The following is a 23,406-nucleotide window of genomic DNA, read 5'->3' on the forward strand; positions in this document are numbered from 1 at the left end:
TTGTGATATTAAAAGTAATAAAAATTAAAATATATGCAAGCGTTTTTTCAAAAAAAATACATAATTGTATTATATTTTTGATTTTATGATATTAAAAAAGGTGTAAATCCTAGTGATTTAGATGGTGAATTAGGGAAAAACAGGAAAATTTTAAAATTGTTAAATCTGTTATTTTTTTGCGATTTGGATTCCTACGGAATGGACAAGGTGAATGGATATATCTGTTTTAGCTGACAAACACTTGTAATGTATTCATGATCTATCCATTACCTTGTCTATCCCGCAGAAATCTAGGCAATGCAGGAACGACAATACAGATTAATTTTGAAGTAATGAAATTTGTTATTTTACGGTTTGGATTCCTAGAGAATAGACAAGGTGGGGAGAAATATCCGTTTTAACTAACAAACCCTTCTAAGCTACCAATGCTTTTGTCAATTACGTAGGAATCCAGGCAATCCAAGAATAACAATACAATGTAAACTAAAAACCCAGTTTCAACTGATGAAACCGGGTTTATTATATTGTAAGTAAACTTGACTATTTGTAAATCAATTCTGCTTGAAACACATCGGCAAAATGTTTTCTGATCTTTGCTTTCAGTTCTTCCATTTCTACGGGTGTCAGTTCTCTTTCAAGTTCTCTTTTCAAAGAAGTAACCTGCTTGTCTTTTATACCACATGGAATAATGTATTCAAAATAACGCATATCCGTATTCACATTCAATGCAAAGCCGTGCAGCGTTACCCATCGGGAAGCTTTTACTCCCATCGCACACATTTTTCTGGCGTAAGGTTTTCCCACATCCAGCCATACTCCGGTTTCTCCTGGAGAACGTTCTCCTTTAATACCGTATTCGGCAATAGTTCTGATGATCACCTCTTCCAGATTCCTCATATATAAATGAATATCTGTGAAAAAGTTTTCCAAATCCAGAATAGGGTAGCCTACAACCTGTCCGTAGCCATGATAGGTAATATCTCCACCACGGTTTACTTTCACGAAAGTAGCATCAATTTCTTTCAATTTATCAATACCTGCAAGCATATTTTCTTCGTGTCCGCTTTTTCCTAAAGTATAAACGTGCGGATGTTCGACGAGAAGAAAATGGTTGGGAGTAGTAATATGTTGTTCTGCAGGAAGATCCCTGTTTTTTATTTTGGTATCAATGATGTTTTTCATCAGTTGTTCCTGATAATCCCAGGCTGGCTGATATTCTTTGACTCCTAAATCTTCAAATTCTACTGCTTTATTTTGATTTGTATTCATTTCAATTTTTGATATACAAATTTAGTGAATTTTACGCTTTTATGGAATGGATAAAATCTATGGCGCTTTTCTTCCAGTCTCTATCCTGAAGCAAAATATTCACAAAAGCTGTTCCGATGATACCTCCATCTGCTTTTTCCGTTACATTTTCAAAATCTTCTTTCGACTTGATTCCAAATCCAATCATCACCGGATTTTTAAGCGGGAGAGATGCTATTCTGGAAAGGTAGGATTCATTTTTCAAAACAGCGTTTTCATTTCCGGTAGTGGAAGAAGAGCTTACTGCATACAGAAAACCTGAGCTTAGGGAATCCAGATAGATCATCCTTTCATCAGATGTTTCCGGGGTTACGAGAAAGGTAAAATTAAGATGGTATTGCTTTAAAATCTGCTGGTAATTTTTTTCAAACTCGATAGGAGGGAGGTCTGGAAGAATGAGTCCAGAAACACCACTTTCCGAACACGCTGCACAAAATTTCTCAAACCCGAAACTTAAAACAGGATTGATGTACCCCATCAGGATAATCGGAATTCTGATTTCATCTTTGATAGCTTTCAGCTGAGACAATAGTTTTTCAATGGTCATTCCGTTTTGTAAAGCCAGTTCATGAGCTTTCTGGATCACAGGTCCATCTGCCACAGGATCAGAATAAGGCATTCCGATTTCAATCATATCCGCTCCGGAGTCCTGAATCAGTTTTATAATGTCAGCGGTATCTTCCAATTGAGGAATTCCTGCTGTGAAGTATATATTTAGTTTTTTCATTTTTTTATTGTATTGATATAGTCATGTAAAATGTATTCATCATTGGGTTTTACCCATTAAAATCATTTTGCATACATACTTTTTACATTTTACAAATTTTTGAGATATGTTTCCATATCCTTATCTCCACGGCCGCTCAGACAAATGACTACAACATCATTTTCATTGAATTTTTTCTTGTCTAAAACTGCCAGTGCATGTGAACTTTCCAGTGCCGGAATGATTCCTTCCAGTTTGGTAAGGTCAAAAGCACATTTTAAGGCTTCATCGTCATTAATACTAAAAAATTCTGCTCTTTTTTCTTTAAATAAATGCGCATGGAAAGGCCCTATTCCAGGATAATCTAATCCTGCGGAAATAGAATGAGGTTCTATAACCTGCCCGTCTTCTGTCTGCATTACAAGGCTTTTGCTTCCGTGAAGCACTCCAAGCGTTCCTAAAAAGGTAGTAGCCGCAGATTTTCCGGAATCTACTCCTAATCCTCCGGCTTCAGCAGCAATAATTTTCACCTCTTTTTCCTCCACAAAATGATAGAAAGTTCCTGCTGCATTACTTCCTCCACCTACACAGGCAATCACATAATCTGGGTTTTCTCTTCCGATTTTTTCTTTAAGCTGTTCTTTGATTTCTTTTGAAATAATACTCTGAAATCTTGCTACTAAATCAGGAAAAGGATGAGGCCCAACCACACTTCCAATCACATAATGAGTAGTCACAGGATTGTTGATCCAGTCTCTTAATGCTTCATTTACAGCGTCTTTTAGTGTTTTTGAACCTGATGTAGCTGCTACCACTTCTGCACCCAGCATTTTCATTCTTGCCACGTTTGGGGCTTGTCTCTGGATATCAATTTCACCCATGTAGACAATACATTCCAGACCTAATAAAGCACAGGCTGTAGCAGTAGCAACACCGTGTTGTCCCGCTCCGGTTTCAGCAATAATTCTTGTTTTTCCAAGACGCTTGGCCAATAAAACCTGTCCCAGAGCATTATTGATCTTATGAGCTCCGGTATGGTTGAGGTCTTCTCGTTTTAAGTAAATCTGAGTATTATATTTATTACTTAGATTTTTAGCAAAATATAAAGGAGTAGCGCGTCCCACATAGTTTTTAAGCAAATCCTGATATTCAGCCTGAAAATCTTCAGATGCTATGATGTCAAGATAGTTTTTTTGCAGTTCTTCTACATTAGGATAGAGCATTTCGGGGATAAAAGCACCTCCAAACTCTCCATAATATCCGTTTTCATCGGGGTTTTTATAATTCATTTTTTTATTCTTTAGTCATTAAATAAGCATTGTTTTGTGAACTTAGCTGATTGAGCAGTTCTTTTCTTTCCTGTGAGGTATGAAAAATCAAAATATCATCATCTTCAGAATTCACCCACCCGGAGCCGATACTTTCTTTGATCATTTTGGCTTTGTCATGGAGAATTTCTACATCACATTTTTCATAAAAGGGTCGAAGATCCGAATGACAAAAACCTATAGTTTCCATATTCCGCTGAATAGTATTTTCTTTGAAACTTCTGACCAACGCTGCACCATATCCTTTCTTTTTAGGAGCAGCTACAAGTCCTACGGCTTCCGCAAAACTATACTCTGAGTCTGCTATTTTTAAGGTAAAATCAAAATTTACTCTCATAATGGCCAGTATATTTTCATGGGCATCCATCAGAAAATGAAATTCTGAATTTTTGAAAAAAGTGCGAAAATAAGCGACTTTCATCGTATTCCAGGCAGAAATATCCCAAAGTTCCAGGATATGTTCTATCTCGGTTTCTGTTAGATTTTTCGTTTCTTTTATTTGATATTTCATGGGTTCAAACTATTAATAAATGCAAGGTTGTAATCGTACTGTTGCTTGGTAATCAATTTTTTATAATACAATAATTCTATTTTATGCATTAAATCAATTAAGGTTGCTTTATCTATTTTTGACTGATACATCGTGATTGCAATTTCCAGGTTGTCAATCAAATAATAAGAATCTGAATCTTCATACAGCAGAAATATTTTAGCATAAATCAGTCCTAAATCATATTTTACTACTGATCTTACATGATTCTCTAAAAATTTATCAGAGATAATAACCAGATAATAGCTGTTCCATAGGCTGATTCTCTCAAAAAAATACTGGATGTCACTTTCTTCAAAATCTTTAATAGTGCTAATGAATTTAGACAATAATCCACCCACTTCCCAATGTTCTATATTGCTGTCATTCTCGGCAATAAAGTGATACAGATTCTGGATTTTCTCATTTCCAAATTTAGGTGGAAATAAGGTTTTATAAAATGTCTTCTTTAGCAAATGTATATTCATCATCATTGTGTATTTTTTATTGATTACCTATTTTTAATGGTATAAAGTTTTGAATTTTTTTATTCTGTCAATATTTTTATTTCCGGGCTCTGTTTCAAATTTTGAATTGATATCTAAAGCGAAAGGCTGTTGCTTCAATGTTTTCATATTCCCAATATTTTCTTCAGAAATACCACCGCTTAGAAAGTAGGGAATGGGAATCTGGAATTCATTCAGAATATTCCAGTCGAATTGTTTTCCTGTTCCTCCAAAGGCTTTGCTGTCAGTATCAAAAAGGTAAAAGGTAATAGGTTGCAGGTTGTAGGTAGTTTGTTGCAGATCAAAAATTTGTCTTATTTTATTTTGATTTTCTGTTGTATTATTTCCTACTCTTATTGCTTTAATAATTCCAACTTCAGGATTCAGTTTTTGTTTCAATTCAGTAATAAAATCATTACTTTCATCACCATGAAGCTGTACGAAATTTAAATCTGCCTGTTGAACAATCCTTAAAATTTTATCCATTTCTTCATTCACAAAAACACCTACTTTTCCATGATGATCAATCATTGAGATTTCTTTCAGATTCAGATGATTCAAAACATATCTCGGTGATTTTTCATAGAAGATGAAACCAAGAAAATCTGTATTCATAGAAATTAGTTCCTGAATCTGGTCCGGTTTTGTAAGACCGCAGACTTTGAGTTGAGGAGGCAGGTTTGAAGTTGTAGGTTGCAGGCTCATTATGATTGATTTTAAATTTGAGAAGTGAATTCTTCAAAAGCTTTTGCCGGATGAGTGTTTTTCATGAAATATTCTCCCATCAGGAAACCGTCAAATCCTTTTTCCTTTAAAAATTTGAAGTCTTCAAGACTGTAAATACCGCTTTCTGCAACGGACAAAACTTCTTTCGGAAGCTGGTTTTTCAACTGAAGGGAATGCTGCAGATCTACCTTAAAATCTTTAAGGTTCCTGTTATTGATTCCTACCAAGTCGATTTCTGAATTGAAATGCTTTAGTTCATCTTCTGTATGAATTTCCAGCAAAACTTCCAATTTCAGCTCATGAGCGAGTTCTGTAAATTCCTGTACCTGCGCAGGAGAAAGACATGAAGCAATCAACAGAACGACATCGGCTCCGATGCTTTTGGCTTCATAGAACTGATATTCATCAATCATGAAATCTTTTCGCAGAATCGGAATGTTAATCTCATTTCTTACCCCTAGAACATCATTTAAGTTTCCTCCGAAGAAATCATAATCTGTCAGGATAGAGATTCCGCTGGCTCCAAAATTTTCGTAAGCAGAAACTACCTCTAAAGGCTCCACACTATTGTTGATAATCCCTTTTGAAGGCGATTGTCTTTTGAACTCAGCGATAATTCCGCTTTTATTTTTGATAGATTCTTTCAGGGAATAGGTTTTTCTTCCAAAAAAATCCGTGTTTTTTAAATGATCAAGAGAAATGCGTGATTTTGCCGCTGTAACTTCCTCTTTTTTTCGTTCAATAATTTTATCGAGTATCGTCATTTTTTTGTGTTTAAAATTTAATCAATGATTATTTTATTTGAACCTGTTTAAATTTTTTTCTTTTTGAAACATTAAGATTGTAGTAAGATGTTAAGATAAGCTTCACTTTAACTTACAATCAGAATGATTAATCTTAACGATTATTCATTACTTAAAATTTCTTAACGGTTAAAAAAATAATAAGATTAATGAATTAAAAGATTAAAACTATTCAATGCTTTTCCGCTTTGCAGACTTTCTTTAGCCAGCAGAAGACAATCTTCATACGTCCCGAATTTGTTGGTGTTGTGCAGCGCTACTGAGGCGTTGGCAAGAATCACAGAGTTCTGTTGTTCTGTACCTTTTCCTTCTAAAATATCCATAAATATTTTTGCTGTTTCCTGAATAGAACTTCCGGCTTTGATGTCTTCCAGTGTTACGGGATTGAAGCCTAAATCTTCCGCAGAATATATTTCTTCCCCATTTTTTGTGATGATTTTGCTGTCGTCCGTAAGGCTTATTTCATCATATCCGTCAAGACCATGTACCAGCATAAACTCGCGTTCTTCCTTTTGAAGGAGGTACTGATAAATTCTTGCAATTTCCAGATTATAAACCCCAATCATTGAATATTTAGGTTTTGCCGGATTCACTAAAGGTCCTAATAGGTTAAAGAATGTTCTTAATCCCAGAGATTTTCTCAATAACCCAACTGATTGCAGTGCAGGGTGAAAATGAGGAGCATGCAAAAAGCAGATATTGGCTCTTTCAAGATCTTCATTCAATTGTTCTGAATTGCTTTTAAACTGATAGCCCAGTTCTTCAAGCACATTAGATGAACCTGTAGTTGTGGAAGCTCCGTAATTTCCATGTTTGGTTACCTTCTGTCCGGCTCCGGCTACTACAAAACTGGCTAGCGTTGATATATTGATGGTGTCTTTTCCGTCACCTCCGGTTCCTACAATATCGATGGCATCACTTGCATCAATATTTACAGTAACAGCCATCTGTAATAATGCTTCTCTGAAACCTTCCAGCTCTTTCAGGGTGATATTCCGCATCAGGAAAACACTCATGAAAGCCGTAACCTCTGCAGCATTGAACTTATTCTGTGCAATCTCAATCATCATAGCCTTAGCTTCTGATTTGGAGAGCGTATTATGATTGAACAGGTATTGTAATATTTCTTTCATTTGTGGCGTTTTTATGGTTGTTGAAGGGGTTTCTAAGGTTTTCATGACAATAGAAAGTTTTTAATGATGACTTCTCCTTCTGGCGTTAAAATGCTTTCAGGGTGAAATTGTACTCCGTGTACATCATACGTTTTGTGCTGCAAAGCCATGATCATTCCATCTTTATCTACAGCGGTGATTTCCAGTTCTTCCGGGAAACCTTGCGGATTGACTGCCCAGCTGTGGTATCTTCCCACTTCCAGTCCTGAACTTAAATTGTTGAAAATCTTGGTGTTTTCTTTTACAATTTCAGTAGTAGTTGCTACTCCATGGAAAATTTCAGACAGGTTGATCAGAGTTCCTCCGAAAGCTTCAGCGATAGCCTGCTGGCCAAGGCATACCCCAAGAATGCTTTTTGTAGGCGCATATTCTTTAATAAGGTCTAATAAAATACCTGCTTCTTCAGGAATTCCGGGACCGGGAGAGAGGATAATTTTGTCATATTTTCCAATCTCTTCAAGGGTAATTTTATCATTTCTTACTACATCCACTTTCTGATCCAGAATTCTTTCAATAATCTGGACAAGGTTATACGTAAAGCTGTCATAGTTGTCAAAAACGAGAACTTTAAGCTGTGGCTGTTGGGTGTTTATATTGTTGTTCATTTCTTTTTTTGTTAGAGAGTTGCGGGTTGTTTTTTGTTGCTGGTTGCAGGTTGTTTTTGTTGCAAGTTGATAGTTGATGGGTTTATTTTTCAACTATTTTTTCTGCTTTTTCTACAGCTTTTTTCAGAGCATTTAGTTTGTTGTTGACTTCCTGCAGCTCACTTTCAGGGACGGATTTTGCTACAAGTCCGGCACCTGCCTGATAAAACAGCGTGTTGTTTTTGCTTAAGAATGTTCTGATCATGATGGCCTGGTTGCAGGTTCCGTTCAATCCAATAATTCCTATACATCCGCCGTAATATCCGCGGGAATCTTTTTCATATTGATTGATCAGTTGAAGGGCTTTATGCTTCGGTGCACCGCTCAGCGTTCCCTGAGGGAAAGTGGCAGAAACCATTTCAAGAGGATTGATATTATCTTCAACATCTGCTGTCACTTCACTTACCATATGAATAACATGAGAGAACAGCTGAATCTCCTTAAGTTTAGTAACGGTTACATTTTTTCCAAGCTTCCCAAGATCATTTCTTGCCAGATCCACCAGCATGGTATGTTCTGCATTTTCTTTAGGATCAGCCTTTAAAACTTCAATAGCTTCAAGGTCAGCTTCAAAGTTCCCTGTTCTTTTGGAAGTTCCGGCGATCGGGTGAATGATTGCTTTATTGTTTTTGATAATTAATTGGCTTTCAGGGCTTGATCCGAATAATTTGTAATTTCCGTAATCAAAATAGAATAGGTAAGGAGAAGGATTGATATTTCTCAAAGCACGGTATACATTAAACTCATCTCCTTTGAATTTCTGTTCAAATCTTCTGCTTAGAACCAGCTGGAAAACGTCTCCACGCATACAGTGTTTCTGAGCTGTTTTTACCAGTTCCAGATACTCTTCATTGGTAATATTAGATGTTTCCTCGCTTGTTTTTTCAAAAGGATAAACCGGAGTATTCTGATTTTTAATAAGATTCTCTAAAAGATGAAGTTCAGATTTTACCCCATCAATAAAGTTTTCAATAATATGCATTTCATCATTGAAATGATTGATAGCGATCACATATTGGTATAATCTGTATCGCATAACAGGAATTTCAACTTCCTTGCTTTGTGCTTTAAGATTGATGTTTTCAAAAAACTGTACCGCTTCGAAGCTTGTATAGCCAAAAAGGCTCTGAGCCGTTTGCTCTATGGGATCATTCGTTTCTTCACATTTAAAAATGTTTCTGAAGTTTTCAAATATATCTGTAATCTTTTGATCATTAATCAATTGTTTTACAGGAGCGGAAGCTGGAAGCTTAATTTCAAATTCGTTGAGGTTTTTCACTTCAATTCCCGCAATGGCATTTACCGCGATAAAGGAAAAATTATTATCAATACTTTTTGAATCCGAGCTTTCCAGAAGAATGGTATCCCGGAATTTATCCCTGATCTTAAGATAAATATTCATAGGAGTATGAAGATCTCCCAGTGTTTTTTTCGAAACAGTTTTTATTTTAATTGTGTTTGTAAACATCGTGTTGTTTTTTGTAAGATTAAGGAATAAAAAAAGGCTTTAACGGTATCCGTCAAAGCCTATATATTGTTTTTTGATTATTTCTGCTGTGATTAACAACATGACAATACCTCCAGACCCGACGAAGAGTTTGAAAGCCACCACCAAATATTGTTGTTCATTTTTAACATGGGACAAATGTAGAAATTTTTTTAATACCAAGACTAAAAAATATCAAAAAATAAATAAACTTAATATAGAAATCTACTATTTAAGATGGTTAAGCTCTAGTTTTAATTCCTTGATTTTTTCTTTGTAAGTTTCGTTATCATCATATTCTACATAACTTTCCAGAGCAGAAATATATTCTTCAATGAACTCTTTATTCGTTCGGTCTGCTTCATATTTGATTCTTGCAGAGTTGACAGGAGCCAGTTTTGAATACTTAAGATTGGCTTGTCCCTCATCAGACTGATAGTAGAGAATGACCATATTTTTTTCATATCCCGGAATATATTTTACAGGAAAAGAAACTTCCTTTTGCGGAATGCGGATTGCATTTTCAATCGGATAGATGGCAGCAGAAGTAGTGGAGAAGAAAGTTGAAGTGTATTTTCCATCCTGCTTTTTCACAATAGCCTCATAATCGTGGATATACATATCATTCAGCGTAGAGTTGGTTTCTACATCAGATGTGATAATGGCTGTGCTCTCAACACCATATTTATTTAAAAACCATGCATTCAAAAACTGTCCGCCAACTCCGTTTAATATAGCCAGTGGAATGATCGGAATCAATAACCATGCTTTTTTGGTCAGATAGGAGAGAAGTCCAAAAAACACAAACAGTAGAACCACCGTATAAAAACCGTGATGACTGGTGAAAAACAGAATTTTTGAAATTAAAACCATAGTTTAAATATAATTATTTTATTTAAACGCTGAGGTCGCAAAGATATATTTAACACAAATGTATAAAACGATCGCAAAGGCGCTTCACTCAGCAAATTCGGCTATCATTAGCTAAACGAAGTGGCCTTGCGAACAAAAAATAGAGATTTATAATAATTACTTTGCGAACATAGCGTTTAAAAACAACTATTTTACTGGTTCAGACAAAGGAATATCAGGAGTTCCGCTATAGAAAACAATCAGAGTTACTCCTTTATCTCCTGTTTTTCCTCGATGGGCGATGTTCACCATTTCCGGAAGAACCTGACCTTTACGGATCCATTGTGTTTTACCGTCTTCTTTTCTCTCCACCTGAATTTCCCCTTTTTCTACATAAGCTGCATTAATCACAGGATGTTTATGCCAGTCTAAAGCTTTATTGGGAGGTACAGCAATCTTAAGAACAGAAATTTCCGGTTGTGTAGCAGGATAGGCCGGATATAAAGTTCCATCCCATGATTTGGTTGTTTTTAATAAAGTCACCGATTCAATTTTATCAGAATATTCTGAATGAGAATCGTCTGATGAATTGTTACAGGAGAGAACAAGAGTAAAGGATATTACAAAGTAAGCAACACTTAGTAAACTTTTTGTAGTCATAAGTTTCATATTAATAGATTGATTTTGTTTTGATAATTCGGTATACAAAAATAACTAAGCTTATTTAATTTCTCCAATGTTTGAATTATTTTTTTATTGATTGGATTAAAACTCAATCCTTAAAAAATATTTATCAAAGAAAACATTTGTCATAAGTTTAAAAGGTTATTTTTTATATTTTTGCTTCCAAATTAGAAAAAAATGAAAAAAGTATTAGCAATCGCATTTATCGGAGGTTTATTATTAGCAAGCTGTTCAAAAAAAGCAGATCACTCTTTACAGGATAGCAACACGATGCTTGAAGAGCCAGAAGCAACTACAGTTGTAGATTCTACTGCTAAAACTGCTGCTCCAGCTGCTGCAACTCCGGCTGCTCCAGCACCTGAAGCTGCTAAAACAGATTCTACAGCGAAGAAATAATGAAAAAAATACTTTTAGCAGGAACTCTTGGTCTTATGATCGTTTCCTGTTCTAAAAAAGAAAATACAGCAGAAGTGGCACCTTCTTCTGAAACAACTGCTGTTTCAGAGCCTGCAAAATCTAATCTTTCCGGTGATCAGATTATGGAAACATTAGATTGTTCAGGATGCCACGCTGTTAATGAGAGAATGATAGGACCTTCTTATAAGGAAATTGCAGAAAAGTACTCTGAAAAGGATACAGAATTGCTGGCTTCCAAAATTATAGAAGGCGGAAGTGGAGTATGGGGAAGTGTGCCTATGGCCGCCCATCCACAGGTATCTAAAGAAGATGCCAAAAAAATGGTGGAATATATTTTAAGTCAGAAGAAATAAAATATGTCCGCTGAAAAATCCAGTCTGCACACAAGAAATCTGCATCGTAATCCCTATGATTTCGATCAGCTTATTTCTTGTGTGCCGGAACTGAAACACTATGTTTTCGTTAATGCTTATCAGACGGTAACCATTAATTTCAGCATTCCACAAGCAGTCAAATTGCTCAACAAAGCCTTGCTCTTACATTTTTATAACATTAAAGGCTGGGATATTCCTGATACCAACCTTTGTCCACCCATTCCCGGAAGGGCAGATTATGTACATTATATTGCTGATCTCCTAGCCGAACAGTTTAATAAAGTTCCGACAGGAAATTCTGTAAAAGGGTTGGATATAGGAACAGGAGCCAATCTAGTATATCCTTTAATCAGTCACAGGTCTTATGGCTGGACGATATTGGGAACAGATATCAATCAGGATTCTTTGAAAAATGCTCAGCATATTCTGGACCAAAATGAAGATCTGACTTCTGTTATTCAGTTAAAAAATCAGCTGGAAACTGATCATATTTTTAAAAATATCATAAATCCTGACGACAGGTTTACCTTTACCATGTGTAATCCTCCTTTTCATGATTCTGAAGAGTCTGCCATGAAAGGGAATGTCAGGAAAACAAAGAACCTTAGTAAATCAAAGAAAAGTAAACCTCTTCTTAACTTTAGTGGTCAGCAGTCTGAGCTATGGTGTGAAGGAGGTGAACTGGCTTTTATTACAAAAATGATTAATGAAAGTGCATTATTTTCAACCCAAGTTCTTTGGTTCACGTGCCTGGTTTCCAAAAAAGAAAATCTCAGTAAACTAACCCATCTTTTAAAGAAAATAAAAGCTATAGAAGTGAAAACCATTGATATGGCTCAGGGACAAAAGGTAAGCAGAATGCTGGCCTGGACATTTATTCCTAAAAAAGACAGGAAAACCTGGCTTATTTAATATTCAAAGTTTAAAGTTTCTAGCACGATAGCTCAATTACGAGACTAAATTAACTAATAATAGGGTGCCCTACTAAGTGAAACGGCTTTGCAATCATTTTTTTACCATTATATTAATAATAATCTTTGCGACCCCAGCGTTTAAATACTTCAATTATTGGTTCTAATACCTTATATCCCTTATCTCAACTCCATTCCTTGTTCACTTTTTAAAATTTCTGCAAAAACCCATTGATGATCAGGTCAAAAATGCCTAAATTTGTACGCTTTTAGAAAAATAAGAAATGCAATTATCAGAACAAGAAATCATTAGAAGAGAAAAGCTGAATAAGCTTACTGAAATGGGGATTAATGCGTTCCCTGCGGATGAGTATACAATTACAGATACTACAGAATCTATAAAACAGGACTTTTCTGAAAGTAAACAGGTGAAGATCGCTGGTAGATTAATGTCCCGCAGAATTCAAGGAAAGGCTTCTTTTGCAGAATTGCAGGATTCTAAAGGAAAAATCCAGGTTTACTTCAACAGAGACGAGATCTGTCCGGGTGAAGATAAAGAACTATATAATGAAGTATACAAGCACCTTTTAGATATTGGTGATATTATCGGTATTGAGGGAGAATTGTTTACGACTCAGGTAGGAGAGAAGACGGTTTTAGTAAAAAACTTTATCCTTCTTACGAAGGCTTTACGTCCGTTACCTCAGGCTAAAACTGACGAAAATGGTGTTGTACACGATGGATTTACAGATCCTGAATTAAGATACAGACAGCGTTATGTAGATTTAACCGTAAATCCACAGGTAAAAGAAATTTTCGTGAAAAGAACAAAATTGTTCAATGCCATGAGAACATTCTTTAATGATGCAGGATATTTTGAAGTGGAAACTCCAATCTTACAGTCTATCCCTGGTGGAGCAGCAGCAAAACCGTTTATCACGCACCACAATGCGCTGGACATTCCATTGTATTTAAGAATTGCCAACGAATTATATCTGAAAAGATTGATCGTAGGTGGTTTTGACGGGGTATATGAGTTCTCAAAAAACTTCAGAAATGAAGGGATGGACAGAACACACAACCCGGAGTTTACCGCTATGGAAATCTATGTAGCGTACAAAGATTACAACTGGATGATGGATTTCACTGAGAAATTATTGGAATTCTGTGCTATCCAGGTAAACGGAACTACAACGGCTACATTCGGAGAACACAATGTAGATTTCAAAGCTCCTTATCCAAGAGTTTCCATGACAGAAGCGATCCTGAAATTTACAGGATTCGATATCACTGGAAAAACAGAGAAGGAATTATATGATTTTGCCAAGTCTATCGGAATTGAAGTAAATGAGACGATGGGGAAAGGAAAACTGATTGATGAGATCTTCGGTGAGAAATGTGAAGGAAACTTCATCCAGCCGACTTTCATTACAGATTATCCTATTGAAATGTCTCCATTGACAAAGAAACACAGAAGCAAAGAAGGCTTAACAGAGCGTTTTGAATTAATGGTATGCGGTAAAGAAATCGCTAACGCTTATTCAGAGCTTAATGATCCTATTGATCAGAGAGAGCGTTTTGAAGCACAGATGGCGTTATCTGAAAGAGGAGATGATGAAGCAATGTTCATCGATCAGGATTTCTTGAGAGCATTGGAATATGGTATGCCGCCAACTTCAGGATTAGGAATCGGTATGGACAGATTAATTATGTTCTTAACGAATAATGCCTCTATTCAGGAAGTACTATTCTTCCCTCAGATGAGACCAGAGAAAGCGGTTCCACAAATTGAACTAGGAGAGGATGAACATATTATTCTTGATATTTTGAAATCAGGTGAACAGTTTCCTCTAAGTGAAGTGAAAGAAAAATCTAAACTTTCCGGTAAAAAATGGGATAAAGCTTCCAAAACTTTAACAAAAAATAATATTGTGAAAGTAGAGAAGATTGACGAAAATCTTTTGATGAAATTGGCTTAAAATTTCTCAGAAAATACAAATAAAAAAGGTACAGAGCTATTCTGTACCTTTTTCTTTTTTCCATTTCCGAAGCTGTATCCTGAAATTCTTAAACGGAGCAACAGTATTGATATGAATCCATTTCCAGACTGGCCATTGGGCGGGAGTAGTTGCCCATTTTCTCTGCCCAGGAACAAAAAGGATGTCGTCATCGAGGCTTTCTATCCAGTTAACAATTTCATCAACCTTACCTCGCAATAGCTCTTTTTGCTGTTGTAAACTATAAAAACCGTATTCATGATAAAAAGATTGATATAATCCTCCCAGATTATTCCATTTGTATTCTGGAGTAGGAGTTTTTACATCAATTCCTTTTTGCTCATCAGCTTCCCATTGCAAAAGCAGGTGAATCCAGCCTAACTGATAAGAAATATTTTGCGATGGAGTTTTGTCAATTCCAGCCATAAAAAGATCTTTATTCTCCTCGTTAATATCATTAAATTCCTCATCATACATTAGATGTCTTTTCCTGATCTCCTCAATAAGCGCTGCTTTATCTTCATAAGTCTGCATATTTCATCTATTTTCTCAACTTACTGAAAGAAGCCATCAGATAAAATAAAAACGGAAGAATAAATAATGAACCCAGCATCAATGCCCATCCCAATGCCGCAATAGTCTTTTCAGGAGCCATATGTTCCAGCAATGAAAGATGCTGTCCGTTTCCTAATAAAATAATATCCGGATTATGCTGATACGTTGCGGCTACCAGAATCATCACCATCTGGAATCCTGCCAAAGCACGTACAGGAAGAAGTTTTTGGCGGTTTAATGCTCTTAAAATAAGCAATAATGCAACTGTAGCAAAGGCTATGGACATCATCCCCAAAGGCTTAGAAAATACCCACATCAAAAGAGGAATATCTGAAATATAAGCGGTCGCAAATACCAAAATTCCTGTAATTACTACAAAGATCATGGTCTGCTTGGATTTTCTGATCATTAATAAAAGATCAGCTTTATCACGGGTTTCTCTTAATGAAAATATAGAAGCAAGGTAAGCACAAAGTGCTACTGTAAATAAACCTACGGAAACTCCAAACCAGTTCAGCCAGCTGAATACATACAAATCCAGAAATCCTACAGCATCAGGATTGATAGAATGTGAAACGGTTGCAGCAGCAATTAATCCCAAAAAGAAAGGAGTCAAAAGACTTGCATAGTAGAAAATCTGAGTATATAAAACCTGCCAGTTATCCTTTACCGCATCATAATGTCTGAACGTAAATGCTGTTCCTCTTGCAATAATTCCCAGAAGCATCAATACCAAAGGAATATGAAGATAAGTAGACATGGTAGTATAAATTTCAGGAAAACCTACAAAGAGAATTACAATCGCAATGATCAGCCACATATGATTGGCTTCCCAAACGGGAGCAATAGACTCATACATGATTTCCTGGGTCTTATTTCTGGCTTTTTTATGCGTGAAAAGTTCTACAATTCCAGCTCCGAAATCAGCACCTCCCAGAATAATATAAAGGCATATGGATAGCCAGAGAAAACCTATTACAACGTAGATCATGATTTTTTGTTTTTATCGTTAAACTGAGAATCGGTAGGATCGTAAAGCTTTGGTACCATTTGGATCTGTCTCTTTAAAAGGAAAACAAGAATCAATGATAATGAGATGAAAATAGCCGTAAAGAAGTAGAAAGAATACTGTATTCCCGGCATGGGAGTCACGGCATCTATTGTTCTCATAACGCCATAAATGATCCATGGCTGTCTTCCGACTTCGGTCACTGTCCATCCGGCTTCCAACGCAATATATCCGAATGGTGTTGCTATTAAGAACGTTTTTAACAGCCAGTTTTTACTCAGCCATTCCTTTCTGAAGAAGAAAGAATATAAATAAATGACTCCAATACCAATCATGACCATTCCGAAGAAAATCATGATCTGAAAAGCATAATGAACAACTGCAATCGGAGGCCATTCATCTCTCGGGAAATCTTTAAGACCTTTTACTTCAGCATTGAAATCATTACTCACCAGAAAACTTAAAACCTTCGGAATTTTTACAGCATATTTTACCTCTTCTTTTTCTTCATCAGGAATTCCCCCAATAATAAATGAAGCTCCTTTTTCGGTTTCAAAATGAGCTTCCATGGCTGCCAGTTTAATAGGCTGGCGTTCTGCTACCGATTTTGCAGCAATATCACCGCTTAAAGGCGCTCCAAATGCTCCGATAAGAGCAAAACCTACCGCAATTCTAAAAGCTTTGGTATGAAATTCAATATTCCTTTTTCGAATAATCATAAAGGCATGCACTCCGGCCACCGCAAATCCTGTCGCACAAAATGCCGCAACAGTCATGTGAAGAGCCTGCGGAAACCATGCATCATTGAGCATTGCTTTAATAGGATCTATATTAAGATACTGTCCATTGATATAATCAAAACCCGTTGGAGAATTCATCCATGAGTTGGCTGCCACTACCAGAATTCCGGAGGCCAGCCCGCTTACCCCAACCAGGAATCCGCAAAACCAGTGAAACCATTTGTTGAATTTATCCCATCCATATAAAAAGAAACCAATAGCAATAGCCTCAATGAAAAAGGCAGTTCCTTCAAGTGAAAACGGCATTCCGAAAATAGGACCTGCATGTTTCATAAAACCAGGCCATAAAAGCCCCAGTTCAAAAGAAAGCATTGTTCCTGAAACAGCTCCTGTAGCAAAAAGGATGGCTACACCCTTGCTCCATGCTTTTGTAAGCCCTTTATATACTTCATTTTTAGTTTTTAGGTATTTCCAATGGGCAAAAGCCATGAGAAAAGGCATCACCATACCCACACAGGAGAATATGATATGAAAGCCCAAAGAAAGTGCCATCTGGGCACGGGCAGCAATAAAATCATCCATAATATCAACTTTTCAGTAAATAAATTTACGCATAAATTATTGATGTTGAGTATGATTTACAACAGTTGATATTTCAGGAATACCAATTAATTTTGATTCTTTTATGAATTGCTGTTCCTTATGTTTTCAATAAGAAAACTCTACATTTTTTTGACACTTTTTAACTTTCATACCTCGAAAAAAATCACGATATTTGTAAGTCTTTGCATAGAGCAAGATTTTTAATATTTAATATGAGTCAAAAACAATATACAGCTAGTAGTATTCAGGCATTGGAAGGAATGGAGCACGTTCGTATGCGTCCTTCAATGTACATTGGTGATGTAGGAACAAGAGGTCTTCACCATTTGGTTTATGAAGTAGTAGATAACTCTATTGACGAGGCATTGGCAGGATACTGCGACACAATCTTCGTTAGCATCAAGGAAGGAAACGGAATTGAAGTAAGTGATAACGGTAGAGGTATCCCGGTTGATTTCCACGAAAAAGAGCAGAAATCAGCCCTTGAAGTTGTAATGACAAAAATTGGAGCCGGAGGTAAGTTTGATAAAGATTCTTACAAAGTTTCAGGAGGTCTTCACGGAGTTGGGGTATCATGTGTGAATGCACTTTCCAATGAAATGGTTACTACTGTTTACAGAGATGGGAATGTTTATCAACAAATCTATTCTAAAGGAAAAGCACAGACTCAGGTTGAAGAGATCGGACATAGTGATAAAAGAGGAACAAAGCAGTTTTTCCAGCCGGATGATACCATTTTTACGGAACTGATTTACAACTATGATACATTAGCAAGCCGTTTAAGAGAACTTTCTTACCTTAATAAAGGAATTACAATTACGCTTACTGATGAAAGAGAAAAACTGGAAGATGGTTCTTTCCGTTCAGAAATTTTTCATTCTCAGGGAGGATTGAAAGAATTTGTTGCTTATATCGATGGTAGCCGTGAATCTATCATGGAGCACGTGATTTTCATGGAAGGCGAAAGAGATGATATTCCTGTTGAGGTGGCGATGCGTTATAATACGTCATTCAACGAAAATCTTCACTCTTATGTTAATAATATTAATACCCACGAAGGAGGTACTCACCTTGCTGGTTTCAGAAGAGCTTTAACAAGAACTTTAAAGAAGTATGCAGACGAATTAGGACTTCCTGCAAAAGAAAAAGTAGAAATTACCGGTGATGACTTCCGTGAAGGATTAACAGCTGTAATTTCTGTAAAAGTAATGGAACCTCAGTTTGAAGGACAGACCAAAACAAAATTAGGAAACTCCGAAGTTTCTGGTGCTGTTGATAAAATTGTAGGGGAAATGCTTACGAACTTCCTGGAAGAGAACCCTAATGAAGCGAAGGTAATCGTTCAAAAAGTTGTTTTAGCTGCTAAGGCAAGACAGGCTGCGAAAAAAGCGCGTGAAATGGTTCAGAGAAAATCTCCAATGGGAGGTTCTGGTCTTCCCGGGAAACTTTCTGATTGTTCATCCAAAGATCCGGCTGAATCTGAACTATTCCTTGTAGAGGGAGATTCCGCAGGTGGAACAGCAAAACAGGGAAGAGACAGACACTTCCAGGCTATTCTTCCGTTAAGAGGTAAAATTTTGAACGTAGAGAAATCTATGCTTCATAAAGTATATGACAACGAGGAAATCAGAAATATCTATACTGCCCTTGGAGTATCGGTAGGTACTGAAGAAGACAGCAAAGCTTTGAATATGGCGAAGCTTAGATATCATAAAATTGTGATTATGACCGATGCTGATATCGATGGTTCTCACATCTCTACTCTGATTCTTACTTTCTTCTTCAGATATATGAAAGAGCTTATTGAGAACGGATATATCTATATCGCTCAACCTCCTTTGTACCTGTTAAAGAGAGGGAATAAAAAAGTATATGCGTACAATGAAAAAGAACGTGAAGAGTTTACTTTAGAAATGTCTCCGGATGGAAAAGGAGTAGAAGTACAACGTTATAAAGGTCTTGGGGAAATGAACCCTGAACAGCTTTGGGAAACAACTCTGAACCCTGAACACAGAATTCTGAAGCAGGTAACCATTGATAATGCAGTGGAGGCAGACAGCGTTTTCTCAATGTTAATGGGAGATGAGGTTCCGCCGAGAAGAGAATTTATCGAGAAAAATGCGAAATATGCAAAAATTGATGCATAAACGTTTTTAAAAATATAATAAAAAAAGCTTCTAATTATTTAGAAGCTTTTTTTATATTTGGAGAAACCAAAAAAACAATAATATGTTAACTCTTTTACAAACAGACCCTTACAATGGGACGGATGCCGTGTCTGGCGCCGCCGCAGCCGGATTAGGAATCGGAACAATGTTCTTCGGCTTACTATGCTATATTTTCTATGGATACTGCATGTACAAAATCTTTCAGAAAGCAGGAAGACAAGATGCCTGGGCTGCTTTTATCCCGATTTACAATTCAATAGTTCTGCTTGAAATTGTGAAGAAACCGATATGGTGGATTATTCTTTTCTGTATTCCATTGGTAAACATTTATGCCTTCTGGGTTGTATATGACAGACTGGCCAAAGGATTCTCCAAAGAAACACCCCTTTACACTATTCTGATCTTCTTCTTAGGATTTATTTTTATTCCTGTATTGGGGCTTGGAAGTGATCAGTATGATAGTAAGCTGGTTCCAAATGATTAAAAACAAGATTAAAAAAATTAAAGACCTCAGAAATGAGGTCTTTTTTTATTTCTAATTGGGAAATATGGACTCCTGGATGATGTTAAGTTCTAAATAAAATATCTTCATAAACTGTTAAATATTTATATGTGAAAAAAAATATACAATTAATTATCTCATTTTTAATTGATTATGTTTTGTGTTGTATATTTGTTGTAGTCAGTTTTTTTGTTTCGAAATTGTATTATTCTCATTTTGTGCCACAAAATAACTAAAACACAAGTGATAAAAAAAGAGTTATTGTGATACTAAATATAGTATATCATGAGCCTTTTTCTAATGGGCTAATATTCCTAATTCTATAGCGGTTAAAAAAATAATTGTAGCATTTATTTTAAAATTAAAAATTGATAATAATTAATTTTTAATTTATTATTTTTGTTAAATATATTTATTTATATGTATATTTTAACTATTTATTTAATTTATATGTGTTTTTGTTAAGATTGGTAATTATTCAATTTTAAATTTAATATGAAAAAAAAAATCCTCATTATGATCTTTTTGGTGATGAACTTTTCATTATATAATGCGCAGCAATATACTGTAAAACAGATAGATAGTTTAATTAGTTGTATTGCTGAAAGAGCACATACTGAAAAAAATGAGAATAATATCATTGCATTAAGTAACAGAAACTACAAAATTTCTCAAAAAGCAAATTATCCTAAAGGGATGGTAAGAAGCAGGATTATTCTTTCTGAATATTATTTTAATACGGGTAATTATGAAAAGGCTATTCAATATGCTCAACAAATTGAAGACGAGGCTTCGAATATAAATGATTATAAAAGTATTTGCACAGGATTAAGAATTGCTGCGATCACTTATCATATTGTGTTGGGATTTGATAAAGAGGCACAGGAAATGATAACCAGAGCCTTTTCTATTGCCGATAAAATATCTGAACCTGATGATTTTTATCAGACAAGAGGAGATTTATACCGGGCTAAAGGTGACATTGCTTATTATAGTAATACTAAAAATAGGATTCCAGATTTTTTTAACTATACTAAGAAAGCATTAATCGAATTTTCAAAAATTAAAAATATTCAAACCCGTAATAATTCTTTGGGTGAAGCCTATTCAGATTTGGGGGTTGTTTATATTGAAAAAAAAATGTTTGATTCTGCTTATCATTACTTGAATATATCTCTAGATCTGGCTAGAATTGATAAAAACTACTATAATGAATGTGTTGCGTTAAACGGATTAGCTCTTGCTTCATCTAAGCAGAAAAATTATCAGCAGACAATTAGTTACCTGGAAACATTAATAGCCATTTCTAAGAAAGTTAATCAGCCTGTTATTTTAAAACTCGCATATAAGAGTATGGAAACTTCCTATAATCATTTAGGAAACAAAGAAAAAGAACTGGAGTATCTGGCTAAATATACTAAACCAAGTGATAGCATAGCCTCAGTGGATAAATTAATGAAAGATGTATCTATCCGAAAAATTAAAGATAGCGTGAGCAAAAATGAGATATATAAGCCGTATATGTAATTTTTTAAATTGTACAGAAAAAGAAGTACTCGAAATGTTTTCAAAAATACAATTGCGAGTTGGAAAAAATAATTTGTTTAAATAAGTAGGCAATGATAATTAGATTCCAAATAATTAATTGTAAGTAAAACATTATAGACTTCAGAAATGAAGTCTTTTTATATTCCAAATAGGAATTTTTAACTTATGAGAAGATTAAATCATAAAGAAATTACGTGTTATATTCATATTTTTTATAAAAACATTGAAATAAAGAAATGTTTTCTTTGTAAATGATTAAATATTTCCTTTTCTAAGAACCTTAATAAATGAATGGTTAATTCTTAGTTTTTAAGTTTAATGCTTTGTATTCCAGTGTGTTATTTAAGGTGTTGTATATTTGTGTTATCTGTTTTTTTGGATTTTTTTTTTATTTTTTTTTGCTTTGTGACCTTAAAATTTACAAAAGTTGAAAAAAAGCAGTTACAATATGCATTCATTAATTTTCGAATAAGTAGGGGTTAAACTAAAAATTCTGTGAGAATTCTATAGATGATTAGTAAGCATGTTGTTAATCCGGATGTAGAGCATTTAATTATCCAAGAATACGGAAGATCAATTGGCTTTACTGATAAATACATAGCCTATTGAATTTTAATGCCTTCTGTGGCTGAAAAGATATGAAAAATCTATCCTATCTTACTTTTTAACTTTTTCAAATTTTAATAAATAAAAAAACAAAGAAAATCAGGCAAGGCTTAATTTATATTACAGGTTCCCTTTGTTTCTAAACCTGTAATATGTGACATTATATAATTGTTACTAGTAAGTTCAGAATCTTATAAAGTAGTTCATCCAATTATATATTGAATTAGGTGAAAAAATTTTAAAAACACATTAATGAAAAGCAATAAGACAAGTAGATTTTTTCATTCCCTCCATTAAAATTTGTCTTGTTGCTTTTTCTAACAAATGAAAGAAAGTAATTATTAATCAGTTGGTTTTAGAAATAAACCATACATAATCTAAATCTATGAATCTGAAAAATCTGAATATTGGATCACTCATTAAAGATAGTGTGAGCAAAAATGAGATAGATATAAGCCGTATATGTAATTTTTTTAATTGTACAGAAAAGGAAGTACTCGAAATGTATTCTTCACCTTCTTTAGATACAGAAGTATTATTGCGTTGGTCAAAACTTCTTGAATATGACTTCTTTAGACTCTATTCTCAGCATTTGATTTTATACGCACCTCAGTCTTCCATGGAATATGTACAAAAGAAAAAAGTAGATAGCTCACTTCCTGCTTTTCGGAAAAATCTTTATACTAAAGAAATTGTAGAATTTGTATTGGAAAAAATTAAAAAAGGAGAAATGACCAAATCAGAAGTGATTACAAAATATAAGATACCTAGAAATACATTGTATAATTGGTTAGTAAAATATAATGAATAAGAAAAACAACAAATGATATGACAAAATGTATCCCGGATTATAAAAAGATCTATACAGATCTTATTAATGAAAAATACCCAGAGAAAAAAGAGGCATTTAAAATTATATTTTCTAAAAAAGACTTTTCATTACTCGATGTGATGACCTGTAGCAAGATGCTTTTGGGAAAAGAAGATGAAGATACTTTTATATTTAATCAGAAACTTCACTCCTTTGATCAGGAATCTATCCTGAAAATACTGGATTACCAAAAAAGACATAAGTGTAACAATACTGAACTTGCCCGACATTTTAAAATAAGCAGAAATACAGTTGCAAGTTGGAAAAAGAGATTTGTTTAAATAGAAGTCATCTTGACTTTTTCAAAAATTATATTTTTTATTTGAAATAAAAAAAGGGATTAGGAAATTAGAGTCGCTAA

Annotated in this window: 24 protein-coding genes; 9 read left to right on the forward strand and 15 right to left on the reverse strand. The window is 34.8% G+C overall.

Translation table 11 applies throughout. The features are described 5' to 3' along the window. Window positions 1–540 precede the first annotated feature (540 nt). The 12 genes from lipB to CQ046_RS15515 all read right to left on the reverse strand — a co-directional run bounded on the left by lipB (window position 541) and on the right by CQ046_RS15515 (window position 10,720). Window positions 541–1,269, reverse strand: coding sequence for a lipoyl(octanoyl) transferase LipB (gene lipB / locus CQ046_RS15460; RefSeq protein ID WP_105703141.1), 729 nt, complete (start codon window positions 1,267–1,269; stop codon window positions 541–543). Between the two features lie 31 nt (window positions 1,270–1,300). After that, window positions 1,301–2,035 (reverse strand): tryptophan synthase subunit alpha, encoded by a 735-nt coding sequence (gene trpA, locus CQ046_RS15465; protein ID WP_105703142.1) that lies wholly within the window; start codon window positions 2,033–2,035, stop codon window positions 1,301–1,303. 89 nt (window positions 2,036–2,124) lie between these two features. Then, a complete protein-coding gene (gene trpB, locus CQ046_RS15470) occupies window positions 2,125–3,303 on the reverse strand; it encodes a tryptophan synthase subunit beta (protein WP_105703143.1) in 1,179 nt (392 codons plus the stop codon). 4 nt (window positions 3,304–3,307) lie between these two features. Further along, window positions 3,308–3,853, reverse strand: a complete 546-nt coding sequence (locus CQ046_RS15475) for a hypothetical protein (RefSeq protein WP_105703144.1) — start codon at window positions 3,851–3,853, stop codon at window positions 3,308–3,310. Next, window positions 3,850–4,362 (reverse strand): hypothetical protein, encoded by a 513-nt coding sequence (locus CQ046_RS15480; RefSeq protein WP_123906634.1) that lies wholly within the window; start codon window positions 4,360–4,362, stop codon window positions 3,850–3,852. Before CQ046_RS15480 ends, CQ046_RS15475 begins: the two co-directional genes overlap by 4 nt. Window positions 4,363–4,392: 30 nt before the next feature. Next, on the reverse strand, window positions 4,393–5,082 hold the full coding sequence (locus CQ046_RS15485; RefSeq protein WP_105703146.1) for a phosphoribosylanthranilate isomerase: 690 nt from the start codon (window positions 5,080–5,082) through the stop codon (window positions 4,393–4,395). A gap of 11 nt (window positions 5,083–5,093) precedes the next feature. Further along, entirely contained in the window at window positions 5,094–5,867 is a 774-nt protein-coding gene (trpC, locus tag CQ046_RS15490) for an indole-3-glycerol phosphate synthase TrpC (RefSeq protein WP_105703147.1), read from the reverse strand. Window positions 5,868–6,052: 185 nt separating this feature from the next. Continuing rightward, entirely contained in the window at window positions 6,053–7,039 is a 987-nt protein-coding gene (gene trpD / locus CQ046_RS15495; RefSeq protein WP_105703164.1) for an anthranilate phosphoribosyltransferase, read from the reverse strand. 41 nt (window positions 7,040–7,080) lie between these two features. Further along, entirely contained in the window at window positions 7,081–7,683 is a 603-nt protein-coding gene (locus CQ046_RS15500; protein WP_105703165.1) for an anthranilate synthase component II, read from the reverse strand. 82 nt (window positions 7,684–7,765) lie between these two features. Then, window positions 7,766–9,190 (reverse strand): anthranilate synthase component I family protein, encoded by a 1,425-nt coding sequence (locus tag CQ046_RS15505; RefSeq protein WP_105703148.1) that lies wholly within the window; start codon window positions 9,188–9,190, stop codon window positions 7,766–7,768. A gap of 246 nt (window positions 9,191–9,436) precedes the next feature. Further along, complete coding sequence (locus CQ046_RS15510) at window positions 9,437–10,081, reverse strand: hypothetical protein (RefSeq protein WP_105703149.1); 645 nt, start codon at window positions 10,079–10,081, stop codon at window positions 9,437–9,439. Window positions 10,082–10,267: 186 nt separating this feature from the next. Continuing rightward, on the reverse strand, window positions 10,268–10,720 hold the full coding sequence (locus tag CQ046_RS15515) for a cupin domain-containing protein (RefSeq protein ID WP_105703166.1): 453 nt from the start codon (window positions 10,718–10,720) through the stop codon (window positions 10,268–10,270). Window positions 10,721–10,921: 201 nt separating this feature from the next. Here CQ046_RS15515 and CQ046_RS15520 point away from each other — a divergent pair, with 201 nt between their 5' ends. The 4 genes from CQ046_RS15520 (at window position 10,922) to lysS (ending at window position 14,425) form a co-directional block, all read left to right on the forward strand. After that, window positions 10,922–11,140 (forward strand): hypothetical protein, encoded by a 219-nt coding sequence (locus CQ046_RS15520; RefSeq protein ID WP_105703150.1) that lies wholly within the window; start codon window positions 10,922–10,924, stop codon window positions 11,138–11,140. Further along, on the forward strand, window positions 11,140–11,514 hold the full coding sequence (locus CQ046_RS15525) for a c-type cytochrome (protein ID WP_105703151.1): 375 nt from the start codon (window positions 11,140–11,142) through the stop codon (window positions 11,512–11,514). The genes CQ046_RS15520 and CQ046_RS15525 overlap by 1 nt, the downstream gene beginning before the upstream one ends. A 3-nt stretch (window positions 11,515–11,517) precedes the next feature. Next, the gene (gene rlmF, locus CQ046_RS15530) at window positions 11,518–12,447 is read left to right on the forward strand and encodes a 23S rRNA (adenine(1618)-N(6))-methyltransferase RlmF (RefSeq protein WP_105703152.1); all 930 of its coding nucleotides are present in this window, start codon (window positions 11,518–11,520) and stop codon (window positions 12,445–12,447) included. Window positions 12,448–12,730: 283 nt separating this feature from the next. After that, window positions 12,731–14,425, forward strand: a complete 1,695-nt coding sequence (gene lysS, locus CQ046_RS15535) for a lysine--tRNA ligase (protein ID WP_105703153.1) — start codon at window positions 12,731–12,733, stop codon at window positions 14,423–14,425. 36 nt (window positions 14,426–14,461) lie between these two features. On the opposite strand, the gene CQ046_RS15540 is transcribed toward lysS, so the two are convergent. From CQ046_RS15540 to CQ046_RS15550, 3 genes are read right to left on the reverse strand one after another with little or no spacing between them, the layout of a single operon-like run. After that, a complete protein-coding gene (locus CQ046_RS15540) occupies window positions 14,462–14,977 on the reverse strand; it encodes a ClbS/DfsB family four-helix bundle protein (protein WP_105703154.1) in 516 nt (171 codons plus the stop codon). A 7-nt stretch (window positions 14,978–14,984) separates the two neighbouring features. Next, complete coding sequence (locus tag CQ046_RS15545) at window positions 14,985–15,989, reverse strand: cytochrome d ubiquinol oxidase subunit II (protein WP_105703155.1); 1,005 nt, start codon at window positions 15,987–15,989, stop codon at window positions 14,985–14,987. Further along, entirely contained in the window at window positions 15,986–17,329 is a 1,344-nt protein-coding gene (locus CQ046_RS15550; RefSeq protein WP_105703156.1) for a cytochrome ubiquinol oxidase subunit I, read from the reverse strand. The genes CQ046_RS15545 and CQ046_RS15550 overlap by 4 nt, the downstream gene beginning before the upstream one ends. 233 nt (window positions 17,330–17,562) lie before the next feature. Between CQ046_RS15550 and gyrB the strand changes: the two genes are divergently transcribed. The 5 genes from gyrB (at window position 17,563) to CQ046_RS15575 (ending at window position 23,326) form a co-directional block, all read left to right on the forward strand. Then, window positions 17,563–19,497, forward strand: coding sequence for a DNA topoisomerase (ATP-hydrolyzing) subunit B (gyrB, locus tag CQ046_RS15555; protein WP_105703157.1), 1,935 nt, complete (start codon window positions 17,563–17,565; stop codon window positions 19,495–19,497). A gap of 82 nt (window positions 19,498–19,579) precedes the next feature. Continuing rightward, entirely contained in the window at window positions 19,580–20,002 is a 423-nt protein-coding gene (locus tag CQ046_RS15560; RefSeq protein ID WP_105703158.1) for a DUF5684 domain-containing protein, read from the forward strand. Between the two features lie 513 nt (window positions 20,003–20,515). Next, window positions 20,516–21,547, forward strand: coding sequence for a tetratricopeptide repeat protein (locus CQ046_RS15565; protein ID WP_105703159.1), 1,032 nt, complete (start codon window positions 20,516–20,518; stop codon window positions 21,545–21,547). A gap of 1,012 nt (window positions 21,548–22,559) precedes the next feature. Beyond that, entirely contained in the window at window positions 22,560–22,985 is a 426-nt protein-coding gene (locus CQ046_RS15570; RefSeq protein ID WP_105703160.1) for a transposase, read from the forward strand. Window positions 22,986–23,002: 17 nt separating this feature from the next. Next, a complete protein-coding gene (locus CQ046_RS15575; protein WP_105703161.1) occupies window positions 23,003–23,326 on the forward strand; it encodes a helix-turn-helix domain-containing protein in 324 nt (107 codons plus the stop codon). Window positions 23,327–23,406 lie beyond the last annotated feature (80 nt).

The sequence above is a fragment of the Chryseobacterium sp. MYb7 genome, from assembly GCF_002979455.1.
In the GTDB taxonomy this organism is placed as follows: Bacteria; Bacteroidota; Bacteroidia; order Flavobacteriales; family Weeksellaceae; genus Chryseobacterium.